This window comes from Streptomyces sp. NBC_01520, assembly GCF_045040375.1.
In the GTDB taxonomy this organism is placed as follows: Bacteria; Actinomycetota; Actinomycetes; order Streptomycetales; family Streptomycetaceae; genus Streptomyces.
Genome location: NZ_CP109404.1, coordinates 1085865 through 1102587, shown reverse-complemented (window position 1 = coordinate 1102587; position 16723 = coordinate 1085865). Strand labels below are relative to the sequence as shown.

The following is a 16723-nucleotide window of genomic DNA, read 5'->3' as shown; positions in this document are numbered from 1 at the left end:
GGCCGGCGGACTCACCCGCGTGCGGGCTCAGCACGCCCGCGCCGATCAGGATGAACAGAACGATGCCCAGGATCACGCGGTAGATGACGAACGGCATGCAGCTCTTCGTCGTGATGAACTTCATGAACCAGTTCAAGCGTCGAGGTCCTGAGCGGCTTTGACCTGCTGTTTCCACCACTCTTCAAGATCGAATGCGAAAGCAGTGGGAGAGGGCACTTTCCAGTGCTCTCCCTCGCCGGTCACGAAGCGCAGCCACCTGGCGTTTCATGCCACGCTGCCACGGAGGGCCCCGAGCCCGTGGACCCGATCGCGACCTGGAGGACCGTCACCACGCCGAAGCCGCTGCTTGAACCGGGCGACGTGCTCGACCCGCAGAGCAGATCCTGGGCGGCCTGGAGGCCATGCCTGAACAGCGAAAACTCAACGGTCACGACTGGCAGGACAGCGGCTTCTGAGCGCGATCAGCTCGCCTGGTTCTGTTCCGCGACCGCCGAAGAACAGGCCGGTGAGAAGGCCGCCCCGTGCGTGTGTCAGCCGGAGTTCCCGTGAAACAGGTCCACGGTGTGGCCGCCGACTACGGCCGCGCGTTCGATGTCGCGCCGACTGAGGCCCCCACGAAGCTGCGGAGGGGAAGATGTGCGTCGGGTCGAATCGGGGGCGTTTCGGGTATTCGCGATTCCTGTCCTGCGTCGCTGCTGGTGGGTGTTGACATGATCACGACCTCAGTCGTAGTTTTGTAATTGTCGAACAATTGAATAATGCTCGATACGGCTGCGTGACAGGCGACCTGGCTCGTCTGGGTGCTGCCCCGTGAGAAAGAAGGAGTGATCCATTGGACCGCTACGGGGTGACGATCCCGCTCCAGACAGTTCCTCTGTCCGCGCACCGTCGCATACTCGAGGAACTCCCCGATCTCGGCTATACCGACGCCTGGACCGGGGAGGCCGCGGGCTACGACGGCTTCACGCCGCTCGCGTTGGCCGCGGCGTGGGCGCCGTCGTTGAGGGTGGGAACCGCGGTGGTGCCGGTGCAGACGCGCGGTCCTGCCCTGCTGGCGATGACGGTGGCGACGCTGGCTGAGGCCGCACCGGGGCGGGTGGTGGTCGGGGTGGGATCCTCGGGGCCGCCGTTCGTCACGCGGATCAACGGCATCCCGTTCGAGCATCCCTACCGAAGGGTCCGTGACACCGTCCGCTTCCTCAAGACGGCGCTGGCCGGGGAGTACGTCGAGGGGGACTACCACTCGTTCAGCATCGAAGGCTTCCGTATCGCCTCCGTGCCCCGGCCGGCACCGCCTGTACTGATCGGCGCGCTCCGGCCGCAGATGCTGCGGCTCGCCGGGACGGAAGCCGACGGAGTCGTCACCAATTTCCTCGCCGTGGACGACGTTCCGCGGGTGGTGGACGCGATGGGGCCCGAGGGCAAGGCGAAGGAAGTCGTCGCGCGGATTTTTGTCTGCCCCACCCGGGACAAGGACTACGCCCGGGCCCAGGGGCGGTCGATGCTGGGCGCGATCCTCAACGCGCGGACCTACTCGGCCTTCCACGACTGGCTCGGGCGGGGCGAGGTGCTGGAGTCCTCCCACCGGGCCTGGGCGGCCGGTGACTTCAGGGGTGCCGCTGCGGCCGTACCGGACCGGCTCGTGGACGAACTCCTCGTCCACGGCAGCCCCGAGGAGTGCCGCGCGCATGTGGAACGCTATGTCGAGGCCGGCGTGGTCACTCCGCTGCTCGCCGTGAGTCCCGCGCCCGAGTTCGGGGCCGGACCTGACGGGATGCTGCGCGCGCTGCGCGCCCTGGCGCCGACTTCCTGAGCCGACGGTCGGCCTTGCCCGCCGACCGGTCACTCACTTCACTTCGAGGATCTTTGCGACCAGGCGGGCGAGAGTCTTGCGCTCGGCGGGAGTGAGTGCTTGGAAGGCGCGGTCCAGCAGGCGCGGCACTCCGCTCTCGACCTCGGCCAGGGCGACCAGCCCGTCGGCCGTCAGCGTAATGGCGTTGGCCCGCCGGTCCTTGGGGTGCCGCTCGCGGCGCACCAGCCCCGAGTCCTCCAGACCGTCGATGCAGCCGACCATCACGCTGCGGTCGATGCGCAGTTGCTCACTCAGCTCCTGCTGCGAACAAGGCCCCACGTCGCTGAGCATCTTCAGCACCAGGTGCTGGCCCGCCGAGACCCTGTAGCCGGTGAGTTCGGCGTCTATGGCGCGGGCCACCACGGTCGTGGCCCGGCACATGGCGATGTCCGGACGGTTCAGGGCGAGGGTGGAGAAATACTGCTGGCGTGCGCTGTCGTCGGCAGCCCTGCTCGGCGAGGTGCGGCGGGTTCGCGGTGCGTTGGTGGTCATCCGGGCTCCCTCTGGCGGCTGCTGTCATCCTGACCACGGAACAGGAGGTGTCAAGATTGTTGGCGCGGCTACGTTTCCGGCTCCATGCTAACGCCTGCGTGGTCGGACCGAGCAGGAGGGCGCCGCGGCGCCACCTTGGACGACTGAAGTGCGGGCGGGCTCTCTAGCCCATCACCGCACTTCGGTCCGACATCCGACGTGTGCCGCTGTCACCACTCCACGGGCAGGGCCTTGGGACGCAGGGTCAGCAGTCCTCCCATCCACTCGACCTGCTCCGCGGGAACGGCCAGACGCAGCGAGGGAAGCCGCTTCGCGAGCGTTCCGAAGGCGGACTGGAGCTCCACCCGTGCGACACCCGCGCCCGGGCAGTAGTGGTGGCCGTGTCCGAAGGCGAGGTGGGTGTTGTCGGTGCGGGTGAGGTCCAGCGTCTCTGGTGCGGAGACGCGCCTGCTGTCGCGGCCGACCGCGTGCATCACCGGGATGACGCCCTCACCCTTGGCCACCTGGGTGCCGGCGATCTCGACCGCCTCCGTCGCTATGCGCATGAAGCCGATCTCGGAGGGAGGCGCGTAGCGCAGTAGTTCCTCGGTGGCGGCGGGCAGTACGTCGGGGTTGTCGACCAGCAGGCGCCACTGGTCGGGGTGGCGCAGTAACTGGAACAGGCTGCGCGAGATCGCGCTGACGGTCGTGTCGTGACCGGCGACGAGCAGGTTGATGCCGAGCCAGACCAGCTCACGCTCGTTCAGCCGGTCGTCGTCGTCACGGGCCGTGATGAGCGTGCTGAGCAGGTCCTCACCGGGTTCCTCGCGGTGCCGTGCGACCAGTCCGGCCACGTACGCGGCGGACTCCTCGCGTGCGGTCAGCCGCTCCTCGGGGGTGTGCGCGGTGATGCTGACCAGCCGGTCCGTCCACTTCTGGAGCTTCGCGCGGTCCTCGACGGGGGCGCCCACCATCTCGCAGATGACCCAGATGGGCAGCGTGGCCGCGAAGTCGTGGTGCAGGTCTGCCGGACGGGGGCCGGCGATCAGCTGGTCGATCAGCTCATGGGCGATTTCCTCGATTCGGGCCCGCCACAGCTCCGCCTTGCGGGGGGTGAACGCGGGGGAGATGAGCCTGCGCAGCCGGGAGTGGTCGGGTCCCTCCTGGTTCAGGAGGTTGTAGGGGTTGTCCGTGAAGTCCTCCCCGCTGATCGTGCGGACCGCCCCGGGTTCGCGCAGCGCCGCACGGGACAGTCGCCGGTCGGACATGGTGGCCATGACCTCGTCGTAGCCGGTGACCATCCACGCGCTGTCACCGCTGGGCAGTTGGACGCGGGTCACCGGGCACTTCGCGCGCAGTTCGGAGTACTTCTCCGGGGGCTCGCCAAGGGGCCCCAGCGGGAGCGGGTACTGAGGAACCGTGTTGTCGGACATGTTGTCGTTCCCTTTCAGGCGGTTCGGGAAGGGGCGGTTTCGGGCGACGAGGGAGGAGCGGCGGGCGACGGCAGGGAAGGGCCCGTGCGGGGCGCGGACTTGCCGCGGCCTTGGCTGAGCAGGCGCATCGCGGGACGTTCGACGCAGACGTGCAGCGCCCAGGAGATCAGCAGGGACAGGGCGAACGCGGCCGCGAACAGGCCGAACACGGTGGGCGTCGACCAGGTACGGCCCTCGCCGAGCAGCCGGTGCCCGTGCTGGAGCAGCAGTCGGTGGACGAGGTAGAAGGCGAAGGACCATTCCCCCAGGCGGACGGCCACGGGATGGGCGAGCACCGATTCCGCTCCGCGGATGTCCTTCTGGGCGACGGCCGCGATGAGCAGCCCGACGGGCACGACGGTCACGCTGGTCAGCCCGTACAGGAAGGGGAGCTGGAGCGAGATCGCGTAGGTGATGACGACGAGTGCGGCCGCGGGCAGGACCGGGACGGGGATGGTGCGTCCGGACAGCAGCATCCGGGCCAGGAAGATGCCGAAGCAGAACTCGAGCAGACGGCCGACCGGCAGCACGTACGCGAACCAGAACTGCCACACGGAGCCGGAACCGAAGGGCAGCGGCGGTGAGTCGGGGAGCAGCTCGGACAGCAGCGGCAGCGCGGGGACCAGGAGCGCCGTGACGGCCGCCCACATCCACAGGTGGTCGGCCTTGATACGACGCGCTTTCCGTAGCAGGAACGGGAAGAGGAGGTAGAAGAAGACCTCGCAGGACAGTGACCAGCTCACATCGTTGAGGCTGGAGAAAACGTCACGGTCGGGAAACCAGGTGTGGACCAGGAACAGGTTCGGGAGCGCCTGGCGCAGCTGTGCCGGAGTGCCGGCCGTGGCCAGCAGGACGAGCGCGGCGGCCCAGGTGATGATGTGCAGCGGATAGATCTTGGCGGCCCGCCGTCGCCAGAATCCCGGCGTGGTGTCGCGGGTGCGGGCGGACCAGGTCAGGACGAAACCGCTGAGGACGAAGAAGAAACTTACGCCCAGCCATCCCGCGTTTGCGGTCGCGTCGGCATATCCCTGGCCGAAGCCGGTGTTGGTGAACGGCGCCTCCAGGGAGGCGTGGAAGGCGAAAACGAACAGAACGGCGACGAAGCGCAAGCCCGTGAGGGACGGGAGTCGGGAGAGACCCGTCGGCCTGCGCGGATCCGTGGTCATGAAGGCACTCCGGATCTAGAAGGCCAGTATTCCAAGGTTCGCTAATAATCGAACTATAAGGGGAGGTTGACTGCCTCGCAAGGGAGTTGGGATTGAGGAGGTTTGGAGAGCGCGGCAGACGAGCGGCCCGCCGCGCCTCGCGGCGGATGCTATCGCGACCTCACGCCGCCTTCTCGACCGCCTGGTGGGCGTGGGCGACGGCCTGGAGGCGATTCTTTACGCCGAGTTTGCGGAGAATGTTGGAGACATGGAACTTCACGGTCTTTTCGCTGAGATAGCATGCCTCGGCGATTTCCGCATTGGACAGCCCCGCGGTCAAGTGAGAGTAAACCTCTCTCTCGCGGGCGGTGAACCGGTCCAATGGTGAGGCGATTCCGGGGGTGAAGAATGGAAGATGAGGCATTATGCCGTCGATGATTTGAACCGCTATGCTGTGGGGAAGGAACACCTCTTTCCGTGCGGTCGAATGCACGGCGTCCACGAGGGTGTCGAGCGGCGCGTCATGGCAGACGAAGGCGCGTACGCCCGACCTTAGATACGCGACGATGCGCTCGATGCTCGGGTCATGTGTCACCAGTACCACCCCGGCCTGTCGCTGCCAGGTCCCCGGGGTCGGTGACGGGCGGGCAGCGGCGATGACTGCGGGGGGAAGTAAGGAGGGATCGTCCTCCACCAGGAGGACGTCCGCCTGTGGCCTGGGGTCTCGTCCACCCGGCCTGGGGCGGGTGGGGGTGATGATGTGCATGCCCGGTGTCGAGTGCAGGGCTGCGGCGATTCCGGCGGACAGGATCGATGGGCTTCTGGGGGTGGCCACGCGTACCAGCGGTCGGGTGCGGGTGGTGTCGCAGTCGATCATTGATCCCCCTGTGGATATGGCTTCGCGGAGCCGCTCTCGCGGTGACGGCCGGGGTGCTGCGGGACGCTGGTCGCAAGGACACGGCGGGTAAATGCTAACCCGGTAACCGTCTTTGATTCAATGATTTACGGCCAGACATAACTCTGTAACATGTGCTCTTCTCGTGCTTTTATCGCTGATCACAAGGAGATTGGCCGGTTATGTCGCGGTGCATTTCCGGCATTTTCTCTGCCGTCTCGCAGCGGAACCAGGGGTTCCCCCTGGTCTTTGGTCCAGGTAGAGACTGGCCGACCGGCCGAAGCCCGGAGCACGGTCGATCACAGAAGCTGGGTGTATGCCGAATCGATTTGTGCCGGAGATTGCCCCGTGACCGCACAGACCAACGACGTCGGAATCGAACTCGATGGCCGATCGCTCACCCTGCGCGACGTAGTACGCCTGGCCCGCCCGCCCCGCGAAGGCGTGGCCCCCACCGTGGCGCTGAGCCCTGAGGCGTTGGCCGCCGCGGAGGGGAGCGTGCGGCTGCGTGACCGTCTGATCGCCGGTCGGAAGCCCATCTACGGTGTGACCACGGGCTTCGGAGACAGCGTCACCAACCAGATCAGCCCTGAGCGTGCGGCGCATCTGCAACGGAATCTGATTCGCTATCACCTCAACGGCACAGGCCCGGACACCGCGGCCGACGTGGTCCGCGCCACGCTCCTCATCCGGGCCAACGCACTGGCCCGCGGCAACTCCGGAATCCGCCCCCTGGTGATCGAGAGGCTGCTCGCCCACCTGGACGCGGACATCCTGCCGCGTGTGCCCGAGCGGGGCTCCCTCGGGGCAAGCGGGGACCTGGTCCCGCTCTGCTACGTAGCCTCCGTCCTGCTCGGCGAGGGTGACGTTCTCTACGGCAAGAGAGTGGTGCCGGCTTCCGAGGCCCACAGGGAGGCGGGCATCGCTCCCCTTGCCCTGGAGGCCAAGGAAGGGCTGGCGCTCATCAACGGAACGTCGTTCACCACGGCGTTCGCGGTCCTCGCCGCGCACGACGCGATGAGCATCGTCCGGACCGCCGAGATCGTCACCGCGTTCATCAGTGAGGCTCTGCTGGGCAACGCCTCCCACTTCGCCGCCTTCCTGCACGACGCCAAGCCCCACCCCGGGCAGATCGCGGCCGCCGGGGAAGTGCGGCGGATGACCGCGGAGTCGGGGCTCTCCACGACGTACGAGGAGATCCTCGACGGAACTGACCCGCTGCGGGACGACTACCGCAAGCTCGAACAACGCATCCAGGACCACTACTCGGTGCGCTGCGCCCCGCATGTCGTCGGTGTCCTCCGCGACACCCTCACCTGGGTCGAGCAGTGGCTGACCACTGAGATCAACGCCTCCACGGACAACCCGCTCTTCTCGGTCGAGGAGGAACGGGTGCACCACGGCGGGAACTTCTACGCCGGTCATGTCGCCCAGGCGATGGACAGCCTCAAGGTCGCCACCGCCAGCGTGGCCGATCTCCTGGACCGGCAGCTGGCTCTGGTGGTCGACCCCAAGTTCAACTCGGGGCTGCCGGCCAACCTCGTGCCGCCCTCTCTGAGCAGTGAGGCCGGACTGCACCACGGTTTCAAGGGCATGCAGATCGCCGCCTCCGCGATCACCGCCGAGGCACTGAAGACCGCCGCTCCGGCCAGCGTGTTCTCCCGCTCCACCGAAGCCCACAACCAGGACAAGGTGAGCATGGGCACCATCGCGGCCCGCGACGCCCGCACCGTGAACGAGCTGACGAGCCAGGTCGCGGCGATCGCCCTGCTCGCAGGCGCCCAGGCCATCGACCTCAGGGGCCGGGAGAACGCCGCCCCCTGGATCCGCCGGGTGCATGAACTCGTCCGCGCCCACGTCCCGTTCACCGACGGCGACCGACGCATGGACGGGGACATCGCCGCGGTCTGCGAGCTCATTCTCGACGGCAGCTTGGCCCGCGCGGCCGGCTTCTCCTCCGACAAGGACACCGATGTTGCTGCTGCGTGACTCCCACACCCAACACACGCTCCTGGGCGCAGCCCAGGCCCACACCGTTCTCGTCCGCGCCAGCCACGCGGGGGCAGCCGAACCCGCCGCTCTCGGCCGGAAGTTCACCGCCACCCTGCAGGCCGCCCTCGGCTCCGGGCTGTACGAGCGCGACACACTCACCGGCCTCGCACAGAAGGCGCAGGCGGCGGCGCCGGAGACGGTCGTCGCGGACCTCCTGCCCCAGCTGCCGTTCCTGCCCAAGCAGAGCCTGAGTTCCGGCGGCCACAAGGCGTTCACCCGGGACCTGTCGGAGTTCCTCCACTACTACGAGTCGTCCGGCACGACGGGCAACCCGGTGGCGGCGCCGAAGGCCCTCGACGACCTGATCGTGAACACCATCAACATCGGGGAGCAGTGGGCCCGCATCCTCGAACGGAGCGACCGGGCGCTCATCCTGATCAACGCCCCCTTCGCGCCGGCGGCCTATCAGTTCGAGAAGGTCCTCGAGTACCTCCAGGTGATGTCCCTGCGGCCGTGGGTGGACAACATCACCGGGGACTACACCCGGGTCCTGCGTCTCACCCGTGAACTCGGCGTCAACGTCTTCGTCGGGCCTCCGTCCCGCCTCCTGGAGATGGTCCAGTTCGCCTACCGCAACGACGAGCCGGTGCCGGCCTTCGACAAGCTTCTGCTCATGGCCGAGCAGACGGGGCCGGGGTTCATCCGGCACCTGGAGCGGCTCACCGGAGCCCGCGCCTACTCCGCCGCCTACGGCTCCTCCGAGACCGGCACCACCGCCATCACCTGCGAACAGGGCAACCTCCATCTCCAGTCGCAGAGTTACGTTCTGGAACTGACCGACGACACCGGCACGCGGTTCATCGACGGCCACCCCGACCGCGGTGAACTCGTCGTCACCACCCTCGACGTGCAGGCGCGGCCGCTGCTGCGCTACCGCACGGGCGATCTCGTCGAGATCCCGGGGACCCCCTGCCCGTGCGGGGTGGCCACCCCGCTGCTGCGTACCCTCGGACGCTCCCAGGACCTGATCGTGCTGGAGGGCAATGGCATCCGGCAGAACGACTTCGAGGCCGGCCTGTGGCCGGAGGAGCACAGCGGTCCGACGGTCCTGAACTACATGCTGGTGATCCGCGGCACGGCCATCGTGTGCCTGGCCACCACCGACGCTCCCGTCGACGAGGCCTGGTCCCGCGCGACCGCCGAACGCCTCGGCGGGCTCTTCCCGGGCTATGACCTGGTGCTGCGCCCGGTGGAGAAACTGCCTCCGCTCGCGTCCCTCGGCCAGTACCTCGGCTGGAAGCTGTCGAGGGTCCTCGATCTCAACGACGTGCGCAACTGGGACCGGCTGCCCGACCCGATCCGGGGCGTGGTCGAGGCGAGCCTCGCTGACTTCGCCTCCGTCTCCGAGAAGTGAGGAGCTCACGCCATGTGCGGTATAGCAGGCTGGTTGGACTGGGAGCGCGACATGACCGGTCAGGTCGCGACGGTCTCCCGGATGGCCGAGACGCTCGCGCTGCGCGGCCCGGACGACGCCGGGGTGTGGAGTGCGCCCCGCCTCGGTCTGGGGCACCGCAGGCTCGCCGTCATCGACGTGGACCACGGACAGCAGCCGATGGTCGCCCGCGGCGAGGACGACGGCCGGGAGCTCGCAGTGGTCTCCTTCAGCGGCGAGATCCACAACTTCCGTGAGCTGCGCAAGGAGTTGACCACTCAGGGACACCGCTTGCGTACCGGCACGGACACGGAGGTGATCCTGGCCGCCTACCGAGAGTGGGGCGCCTCGGCCGTCACGCGCTTCGCCGGAATGTTCGCCTTCGCGCTCTGGGACATCGCGCAGGAAACGCTGTTGCTGGCGCGCGACCCGCTGGGCGTGAAGCCGCTCTACTACGCGGAGCACGCCTCGGGCGTGATCTTCGGATCCGAGCCCAAGGCGCTGTTCGCGAGCGGCCAGGTCGCCGCCGAGGTCGACGCCGAGGGCTTGGTGGACGTCTTCACGGTGGCGGCCAAGCGCCCCGGGGACGCCGTGTTCCGCACCCTGCGCGAAGTGGAGCCGGGCCATGTGATCCGTTTCGACCGGCGGGGTGCGAGCCCGCACCGGTACTGGCAGTTGCACAGCGCCCCGCACGAGGACGACATCCCCACCACTGTCGCCCGAGTGCGCGAGCTGCTCGGCCGGGCGGTCTCCGAGCAGATCGAGGCCGATGTGCCGCTGGGCGCACTCCTTTCGGGCGGCATCGACTCCAGCGCCATCACGGCTCTGGGCACGGGCGTGCTGTCCGCCGCGGGCCTCGACCCGCTGGCCACGTACTCCGTCGACTTCGCCGACAGCGAGGAGGAGTTCACCGCCGACGCGCTGCACGTCTCCCGGGACGCCCCGTTCGTCCAGGCGGTCGTCGGACACCTCGGCACCAAGCACACCGAGGTCCTGGTGGAGCCGGCCTCGCTGCTCCACGAGTCCAGGACCACCCTGCGGGCACGCGACATCCCCGGTGTGGGCGACCTCGACGTCTCCCTGTACCTGCTCTTCCGCGAAGTGCGCAGGCACCTAACGGTCGCCCTGTCCGGCGAGGGGGCGGACGATTCGTTCGGTGGCTACCCCTGGTTCTTCTCCGAGACCCAGCAGCCCACGAACGGTTTCCCCTGGTCGGCCGGGGTTCAGGACCGCAACGCCGTCCTGTCGGCCTCCCTTCGCGCCGGCCTCGATCTGCACGAGCGGCTCGACGCCCGCTACCAGGAGGCCCTGAGCGAGGTGCCCCGCCTTGAGGGCGAGACCGGGACGGACCGGCGGATGCGTGAGGTGTACTACCTCCAGCAGACGCGCTTCCTGCCGTTCCTCCTCGACCGCAAGGACCGGATGAGCATGGCCAACGGCCTGGAGGTGCGCGTCCCGTTCTGCGACCACCGCCTGGTCGACTACGTGTGGAACGTGCCGTGGCAGGTCAAACGGCTCGGCGACCAGGAGAAGGGACTGCTCCGTAGCGCGGTCGAGGACCTGCTGCCGGCCGAGGTCGTGCACCGCCCCAAGAGCGGTTTCCCCGTCGGCAAGGGCTCCGAGTACCTGGACTCCGTCCGCGAGGCGGTGTCCGACATGATCAACGACCCGGGCTCGCCCGGCATGGAACTCCTGGACGCGGCGACCCTGCGCGCCATGGTCGACAACAAGGACTGGTTCAACGGGGCGTTCACGCCACCGCCCATCCTGCCCCGGGCCCTTCAACTCGACAGCTGGCTGCGTGACTACAAGGTGCGGGTGGTCCTGTGACACGTCGTCTGTTCACTTCGGAGTCCGTGACCGAAGGCCACCCCGACAAGATCGCCGACCAGATCAGCGACACCATTCTCGACGCGTTGCTGCGCGAGGACCCGACGTCCCGGGTCGCCGTGGAGACGCTGATCACCACCGGTCTGGTGCAGGTGGCCGGCGAGGTCACCACCAAGGCGTACGTGCCGATTCCGCAGCTCGTCCGGGACAAGATCCTGGAGATCGGCTACGACTCCTCCGCCAAGGGCTTCGACGGTGCCTCCTGCGGCATCTCGGTGTCGATCGGCTCGCAGTCCCCGGACATCGCGCAGGGTGTGGACACGGCATACGAGCAGCGGGTCGAGGGTGCCGCCACAGGTGAGGAAGGGGACGAACTCGACCGGCAGGGCGCCGGTGACCAGGGACTGATGTTCGGCTACGCGACCGACGAGACGCCGACGCTGATGCCGCTGCCGATCTTCCTGGCGCACCGTCTGGCCAAGCGTCTGTCGGACGTCCGCAAGAAGGGGACCGTCCCCTACCTGCGCCCGGACGGCAAGACCCAGGTCACCATCGAGTACGACGGCGACAAGGCGGTCCGTCTGGACACGGTGGTCGTCTCCTCGCAGCACGCCTCCGACATCGACCTGGACTCCCTGTTGGCCCCGGACATCCGCACGTTCGTAGTGGAGCCGGAACTGAAGGCGCTCCTGGACGAGGGCATCAAGCTGGAGACCGAGGGCTACCGCCTGCTGGTGAACCCCACCGGCCGGTTCGAGATCGGCGGCCCGATGGGTGACGCGGGCCTGACCGGCCGCAAGATCATCATCGACACGTACGGCGGCATGGCCCGGCACGGCGGCGGCGCCTTCTCGGGCAAGGACCCGTCCAAGGTGGACCGCTCGGCGGCGTACGCGATGCGCTGGGTCGCGAAGAACGTGGTCGCCGCGGGCCTGGCCTCGCGCTGCGAGGTGCAGGTGGCGTACGCGATCGGCAAGGCCGAACCGGTGGGCCTGTTCGTGGAGACCTTCGGTACCCACAAGGTCGACCCGGAGAAGATCGAGAAGGCCATCGACGAGGTCTTCGACCTCCGTCCGGCCGCCATCATCCGCGACCTGGGTCTGCTGCGACCGATCTACGCCCGGACCGCGGCCTACGGCCACTTCGGCCGTACGCACCCCGACTTCACATGGGAACGCACGGACCGGGCGACAATGCTCCGGAAGGCAGCGGGGGTGTGAGGTGCGCACAGTGATCACCGGATCCATCGCCACCGATCACCTGATGCATTTCCCCGGCCGCTTCACGGAACAGCTCGTGCCGGAGAAGCTCGACCACGTCTCGCTCTCCTTCCTGGTCGACGAACTGCACATCCGCCGGGGCGGCGTCGCCGCCAACATCGCCTTCGGCCTCGGCAGCCTCGGTCTGCGGCCCGTGCTCGTCGGAGCCGTCGGCCGCGACTTCGACGAGTACGCCGACCGGCTCGCCCGACACGGCGTGGACATCGGGTCGGTGCACGTGTCGCAGTCCCGGCACACGGCGCGGTTCCAGTGCACCACGGACGACGACGGCAACCAGATCGCCTCGTTCTACGCCGGCGCGATGAACGAGGCGGCGACCATCGACGTGAGCGCGGTGGCCGAACGGGCCGGTGACATCGGTCTCGTCCTGATCGGGGCGAACGACCCCGAGGCCATGCTCCGGCACACGCGGGACTGCCGCGCGGTGGGGCTGCCCTTCGCCGCCGACCCGTCCCAGCAGCTCGCTCGACTGGACGGCGACGCGATCCGGGAACTGGTGACCGGCGCAGACCACCTCTTCAGCAACGAGTACGAGAGCACCCTGCTGCTCCACAAGACAGGCTGGACGGCGGCCGATGTACTCGCCCGGGTCGGCACCTGGGTCACGACGCTGGGCAGCAAGGGCTGCCGGCTCCAGCGGCAGGGCGAACCGCCGGTCGAGGTCGCGGCGGTGCCCGTGGCCGAACCGCGGGACCCCACCGGCGTCGGCGACGGGTTCCGCGCCGGATTCCTCGCGGCGGTCGCATGGGGGCTCACTCCCACCCGGGCCGCCCAGCTCGGCTGCGCGGTGGCCGCGAGCGTACTGTGCGCGGTCGGAGCGCAGGAGTACCGGCTGCGCCACGACGAGTTGCTGTCGCTGTGCGGTTCGGCGTACGGGCCCGAGACAGCGCTGGAGCTCGCCCACTGTCTCGGCGGCACTGGTGGTGGAGCGTTGTGACACCACGAGGCGAATCGCCGGGCGGGGTGCGCCGTAGGCTGGCCGAGGGGCACACCCTCTACTCCTTCGAGATCTTTCCGCCGAAGACGCCGCAGGGCGACCGGACTCTGTGGCAGACCCTGCGCGAGGTGGAAGCGGTACGGCCCGCGTTCGTCTCCGTCACCTACGGGGCCGGCGGATCCTCGCGGGACCGGACGACGGCCCTCGCCGAGCGCATCGCGCAGGACACCACGCTCCCCGTGGTCGCCCACCTCACTGCCGTCGGACACTCGGTGGCCGAACTCCGGCGGATCATCGGGCAGTACGCGCACGCCGGAGTCCGTGATCTCCTCGTCCTGCGCGGCGATCCACCCTCCGACCCCCGGGGCCCCTGGATCCCGCACCCCGAAGGACTGCGCCACGCGGCCGAACTGGTGCAACTGGTCAGGGAGTCGGGTGACTTCGGGATCGGAGTCGCCGCGTTTCCCGAGCAGCACCCCCGCTCGCGGGACTGGGAGGGCGACATCAGCCACTTCGTGGCGAAGGCGCGGGCCGGTGCCGACTTCGCGATCACCCAGATGTTCTTCCGGTCCGAGGACTACTTCAGGCTCCGGGACCGGCTCGACGCGGCGGGCTGCACCATCCCGGTCATTCCCGAGATCATGCCCGCCACGCGGTTCCAGCAGATCGCCCGGTTCGCGGAGCTGAGTGGTGCCACGGTCCCGGCGAACCTGGCCCGCCGCCTGGAGAACGCACGTGACGACGCCGAGGGCCACCGCATCGGAGTCGCCCACGCCACCGAGATGGCCCGGCGACTGCTCGACCAGGGCGCCCCGGGACTGCACTTCATCACCCTCAACCGCTCCACGGCAGCCCTGGACATCTACCGCGGGCTCGGCCTGCCCGAACCGCGCCGCGCGATGTACGCCGCTGCAGGAGAAGCCGACCATGGTACCCACTGAGCAGCCGGCCGCGACAGGCGGCACCGAGTGTGATGTGTATGTCGTCGGCACGGTGTTCCAGGACATCGTCTTCACCGGGCTGGAGGGCGCCCCGGTCAAGGGCGGCGAGTCCTGGGCCCGCGGCATGGGGTGCGGCCCCGGTGGCGTGGCCAACGCGGCGACAGCACTGGCCCGGCTCGGCCTGCGTACCGCGCTGTCCGCGGCGTTCGGCGACGACGAGTACGGCGACCACTGCTGGGCGGACCTCCGCGCCGAGGGCGTCGACCTGTCGCCGTCGCGCAGACCGGCAGGCTGGCATTCCCCCGTGACCGTCTCGTTCGCCTACGACGGCGACCGCACCATGGTCACCCACGGGCACGAGGCTCCCGCCGAGGAGCAACCGCCCCTGCGGCGCCCCCCACGCAGCCGCGCCTGTGTCGCCGGCCTCGCGCCGGGAGAGGACGCCGAGTGGGTCCGCCGGGCGGCCGAGGACGGCAGCCTGGTGTTCGCCGATGCGGGGTGGGACTCCACGGGCCGCTGGTCCCTGTCCGATCTCGACGGGCTCCGCCACTGCCACGCCTTCCTGCCGAACGCCGCCGAAGCCACGCGGTACACCCGGACCGACAGCCCGCGAGCGGCCGCCCGGGCCCTCGCCGAGGTCGTTCCGGTCGCCGTGGTGACCGCGGGCGCGTGGGGAGCCGTCGCCTGCGACGGACGTACCGGCGACGAGGCGGCTGTGCCGGCGGTCCCCGTCGACGCCCTTGACCCCACCGGCGCGGGCGACGTGTTCCTGTCCGGTTTCCTCTTCGCGACCCTGGCTGACTGGCCCCTGGCCGACAGCCTCGCATTCGCCGGCCTCTGCGCCGCGCTGTCCGTCGCGGAGTTCGGCGGGGCGCACTCCGCGCCCGGCTGGCACGAGATCACCCGTTGGTGGTCCGGGCTGTCGGACGCGGACCCCCGAGGTCGCCCCGATCCCGAACTGCTGCACCGCTATGCCTTCCTGGCAGCTCTGTCCGAGAGGGCGCCACTGACATCGCCACGACGTGCGGTTCCGACGATCGGATTCAGAGGTGCCGTCGTATCCCCCGTCGCCCGACGCTGACCGCCTTCTCGCGCCACAGGAGAGTTCGTCATGCATGCCTTTCCGGAGGACTCGGTGCCGGCCCGGCTCGGCCGGGGAGACCTGCGCGCGGCGCAGCAGCCCGAATACCCCGACCCCGAGGCTCTGCGCGCAGTGATCGCCGACCTGGAGTCCTATCCACCGCTCGTCTTCGCGGGCGAGTGCGACCAGCTGCGCGCCCGGATGGCGGCCGTCGCCAAGGGAGAGGCGTTCCTCCTCCAGGGCGGCGACTGCGCGGAGGTCTTCGACGCGGTGTCGGCCGACCACATCCGCAACAAGCTCAAAACCCTCCTCCAGATGGGCGCCGTCCTCACCTACGCGGCCTCCGTACCGGTCGTGAAGGTCGGCCGGATCGCCGGCCAGTACTCCAAGCCGCGCTCCAAGGGCACCGAGACCCGCGACGGCCTCACCCTGCCGAGCTACCGGGGCGACTCCGTCAACGGCATCGAGTTCACCGAGGAGGCGCGCATCCCGGACCCCCAGCGACTCAAACGCATGTACCACGCCTCGGCCTCGACGCTCAACCTGGTGCGCGCCTTCACCACCGGCGGGTACGCCGACCTGCGTCAGGTGCATGCCTGGAACCAGGACTTCGTGAAGTCGTCCCCGTCCGGCCAGCGGTACGAGCAGCTGGCCCGAGAGATCGACAACGCGCTGAACTTCATGCGTGCCTGCGGCGCGGATCCGGCCGAGTTCCAGACGGTCGAGTTCTACTCCTCCCACGAGGCGCTGCTGCTGGACTACGAGTCGGCGCTGACCCGCGTCGACTCCCGCACCGGACGGCTGTACGACGTCTCGGCGCACATGGTGTGGATCGGTGAGCGAACCCGGCAACTGGACGGCGCGCACATCGAGTTCGCCTCCCAGGTCCGCAACCCGATCGGCATCAAGCTCGGCCCGACGACGACGGCCGAGGAGGCGCTGCAGTACATCGAGCGCCTCGACCCGGACCGTGAGCCGGGCCGGTTGACCTTCATCGTCCGGATGGGCGCCGACAAGGTCCGCGACAAGCTGCCCGAGCTGGTCGAGAAGGTCACGGCGTCGGGTTCGACGGTGGCCTGGATCACCGACCCGATGCACGGCAACACGTACGAGGCGGCCTCCGGTCACAAGACCCGCCGCTTCGACGATGTGCTCGACGAGGTCAAGGGCTTCTTCGAGGTCCACAAGGAGCTGGGTACGCACCCCGGCGGTATCCATGTGGAGCTGACGGGCGACGACGTCACCGAGTGCGTCGGCGGCGGCGACGACATTCTCGTCGACCATCTCCACCAGCGCTACGAGACGGCCTGCGACCCACGCCTGAACCACAGCCAGTCCCTCGACCTGGCATTCCTCGTCGCGGAGATGTACCGCCCGGAGGGAGTGGCCGTACGC

12 protein-coding genes and 2 pseudogenes are annotated in these 16723 nt (G+C 68.9%); 9 read left to right on the top strand and 5 right to left on the bottom strand.

Features of this window, described 5'->3' with window-relative positions; all coding sequences use genetic code 11:
• Position 1 precedes the first annotated feature (1 nt).
• Positions 2–130: pseudogene (locus OG524_RS05090) on the bottom strand (undecaprenyl-diphosphatase); the annotation flags it as partial.
• Between the two features lie 702 nt (positions 131–832).
• On the opposite strand from OG524_RS05090, the gene OG524_RS05085 reads away from it, so the two are divergent.
• Positions 833–1813: an LLM class F420-dependent oxidoreductase gene (locus tag OG524_RS05085; protein WP_405392135.1), complete on the top strand. Its 981-nt coding sequence runs from the start codon at positions 833–835 to the stop codon at positions 1811–1813.
• A 33-nt stretch (positions 1814–1846) separates the two neighbouring features.
• Here OG524_RS05085 and OG524_RS05080 read toward each other — a convergent pair whose 3' ends face one another.
• From OG524_RS05080 to OG524_RS05065, 4 genes are all read right to left on the bottom strand, one after another.
• The gene (locus OG524_RS05080) at positions 1847–2344 is read right to left on the bottom strand and encodes a MarR family winged helix-turn-helix transcriptional regulator (RefSeq protein WP_405392136.1); all 498 of its coding nucleotides are present in this window, start codon (positions 2342–2344) and stop codon (positions 1847–1849) included.
• Positions 2345–2553: 209 nt separating this feature from the next.
• Positions 2554–3756: a cytochrome P450 gene (locus tag OG524_RS05075; protein ID WP_405392137.1), complete on the bottom strand. Its 1203-nt coding sequence runs from the start codon at positions 3754–3756 to the stop codon at positions 2554–2556.
• Positions 3757–3770: 14 nt separating this feature from the next.
• On the bottom strand, positions 3771–4961 hold the full coding sequence (locus OG524_RS05070; RefSeq protein WP_405392138.1) for an acyltransferase family protein: 1191 nt from the start codon (positions 4959–4961) through the stop codon (positions 3771–3773).
• A gap of 160 nt (positions 4962–5121) precedes the next feature.
• Entirely contained in the window at positions 5122–5817 is a 696-nt protein-coding gene (locus OG524_RS05065) for a response regulator transcription factor (RefSeq protein ID WP_405392139.1), read from the bottom strand.
• Between the two features lie 366 nt (positions 5818–6183).
• Between OG524_RS05065 and hutH the strand changes: the two genes are divergently transcribed.
• The 8 genes and pseudogenes from hutH to OG524_RS05025 all read left to right on the top strand — a co-directional run.
• On the top strand, positions 6184–7824 hold the full coding sequence (gene hutH, locus OG524_RS05060; protein ID WP_405392140.1) for a histidine ammonia-lyase: 1641 nt from the start codon (positions 6184–6186) through the stop codon (positions 7822–7824).
• Positions 7808–9241, top strand: coding sequence for a phenylacetate--CoA ligase family protein (locus OG524_RS05055; protein WP_405392141.1), 1434 nt, complete (start codon positions 7808–7810; stop codon positions 9239–9241). Before hutH ends, OG524_RS05055 begins: the two co-directional genes overlap by 17 nt.
• 12 nt (positions 9242–9253) lie before the next feature.
• Complete coding sequence (asnB, locus tag OG524_RS05050; protein ID WP_405392142.1) at positions 9254–11089, top strand: asparagine synthase (glutamine-hydrolyzing); 1836 nt, start codon at positions 9254–9256, stop codon at positions 11087–11089.
• Positions 11086–12309 carry a methionine adenosyltransferase gene (metK, locus tag OG524_RS05045; protein WP_405809252.1) on the top strand — a complete coding sequence of 408 codons (1224 nt, stop codon included), beginning with the start codon at positions 11086–11088 and terminating at the stop codon, positions 12307–12309. Before asnB ends, metK begins: the two co-directional genes overlap by 4 nt.
• Before the next feature lies 1 nt (position 12310).
• The gene (locus OG524_RS05040) at positions 12311–13306 is read left to right on the top strand and encodes a carbohydrate kinase family protein (protein WP_405392144.1); all 996 of its coding nucleotides are present in this window, start codon (positions 12311–12313) and stop codon (positions 13304–13306) included.
• Positions 13303–14247 (top strand): methylenetetrahydrofolate reductase [NAD(P)H], encoded by a 945-nt coding sequence (gene metF, locus OG524_RS05035; protein WP_405392145.1) that lies wholly within the window; start codon positions 13303–13305, stop codon positions 14245–14247. Before OG524_RS05040 ends, metF begins: the two co-directional genes overlap by 4 nt.
• A complete protein-coding gene (locus OG524_RS05030; protein ID WP_405809249.1) occupies positions 14234–15328 on the top strand; it encodes a carbohydrate kinase family protein in 1095 nt (364 codons plus the stop codon). Before metF ends, OG524_RS05030 begins: the two co-directional genes overlap by 14 nt.
• 30 nt (positions 15329–15358) lie before the next feature.
• Positions 15359–16708, top strand: a pseudogene (locus OG524_RS05025) (class II 3-deoxy-7-phosphoheptulonate synthase); the annotation flags it as partial.
• Positions 16709–16723 lie beyond the last annotated feature (15 nt).

What these genes read in the sequence shown, in the direction of transcription:
- OG524_RS05080 (WP_405392136.1), bottom strand. Translation starts at nt 2,344, where the DNA reads ATGACCACCAACGCACCGCGAACCCGCCGCACCTCGCCGAGCAGGGCT.
- OG524_RS05075 (WP_405392137.1), bottom strand. Translation starts at nt 3,756, where the DNA reads ATGTCCGACAACACGGTTCCTCAGTACCCGCTCCCGCTGGGGCCCCTT.
- OG524_RS05070 (WP_405392138.1), bottom strand. Translation starts at nt 4,961, where the DNA reads ATGACCACGGATCCGCGCAGGCCGACGGGTCTCTCCCGACTCCCGTCC.
- OG524_RS05065 (WP_405392139.1), bottom strand. Translation starts at nt 5,817, where the DNA reads ATGATCGACTGCGACACCACCCGCACCCGACCGCTGGTACGCGTGGCC.
- OG524_RS05055 (WP_405392141.1), top strand. Translation starts at nt 7,808, where the DNA reads ATGTTGCTGCTGCGTGACTCCCACACCCAACACACGCTCCTGGGCGCA.
- asnB (WP_405392142.1), top strand. Translation starts at nt 9,254, where the DNA reads ATGTGCGGTATAGCAGGCTGGTTGGACTGGGAGCGCGACATGACCGGT.
- OG524_RS05030 (WP_405809249.1), top strand. Translation starts at nt 14,234, where the DNA reads ATGGTACCCACTGAGCAGCCGGCCGCGACAGGCGGCACCGAGTGTGAT.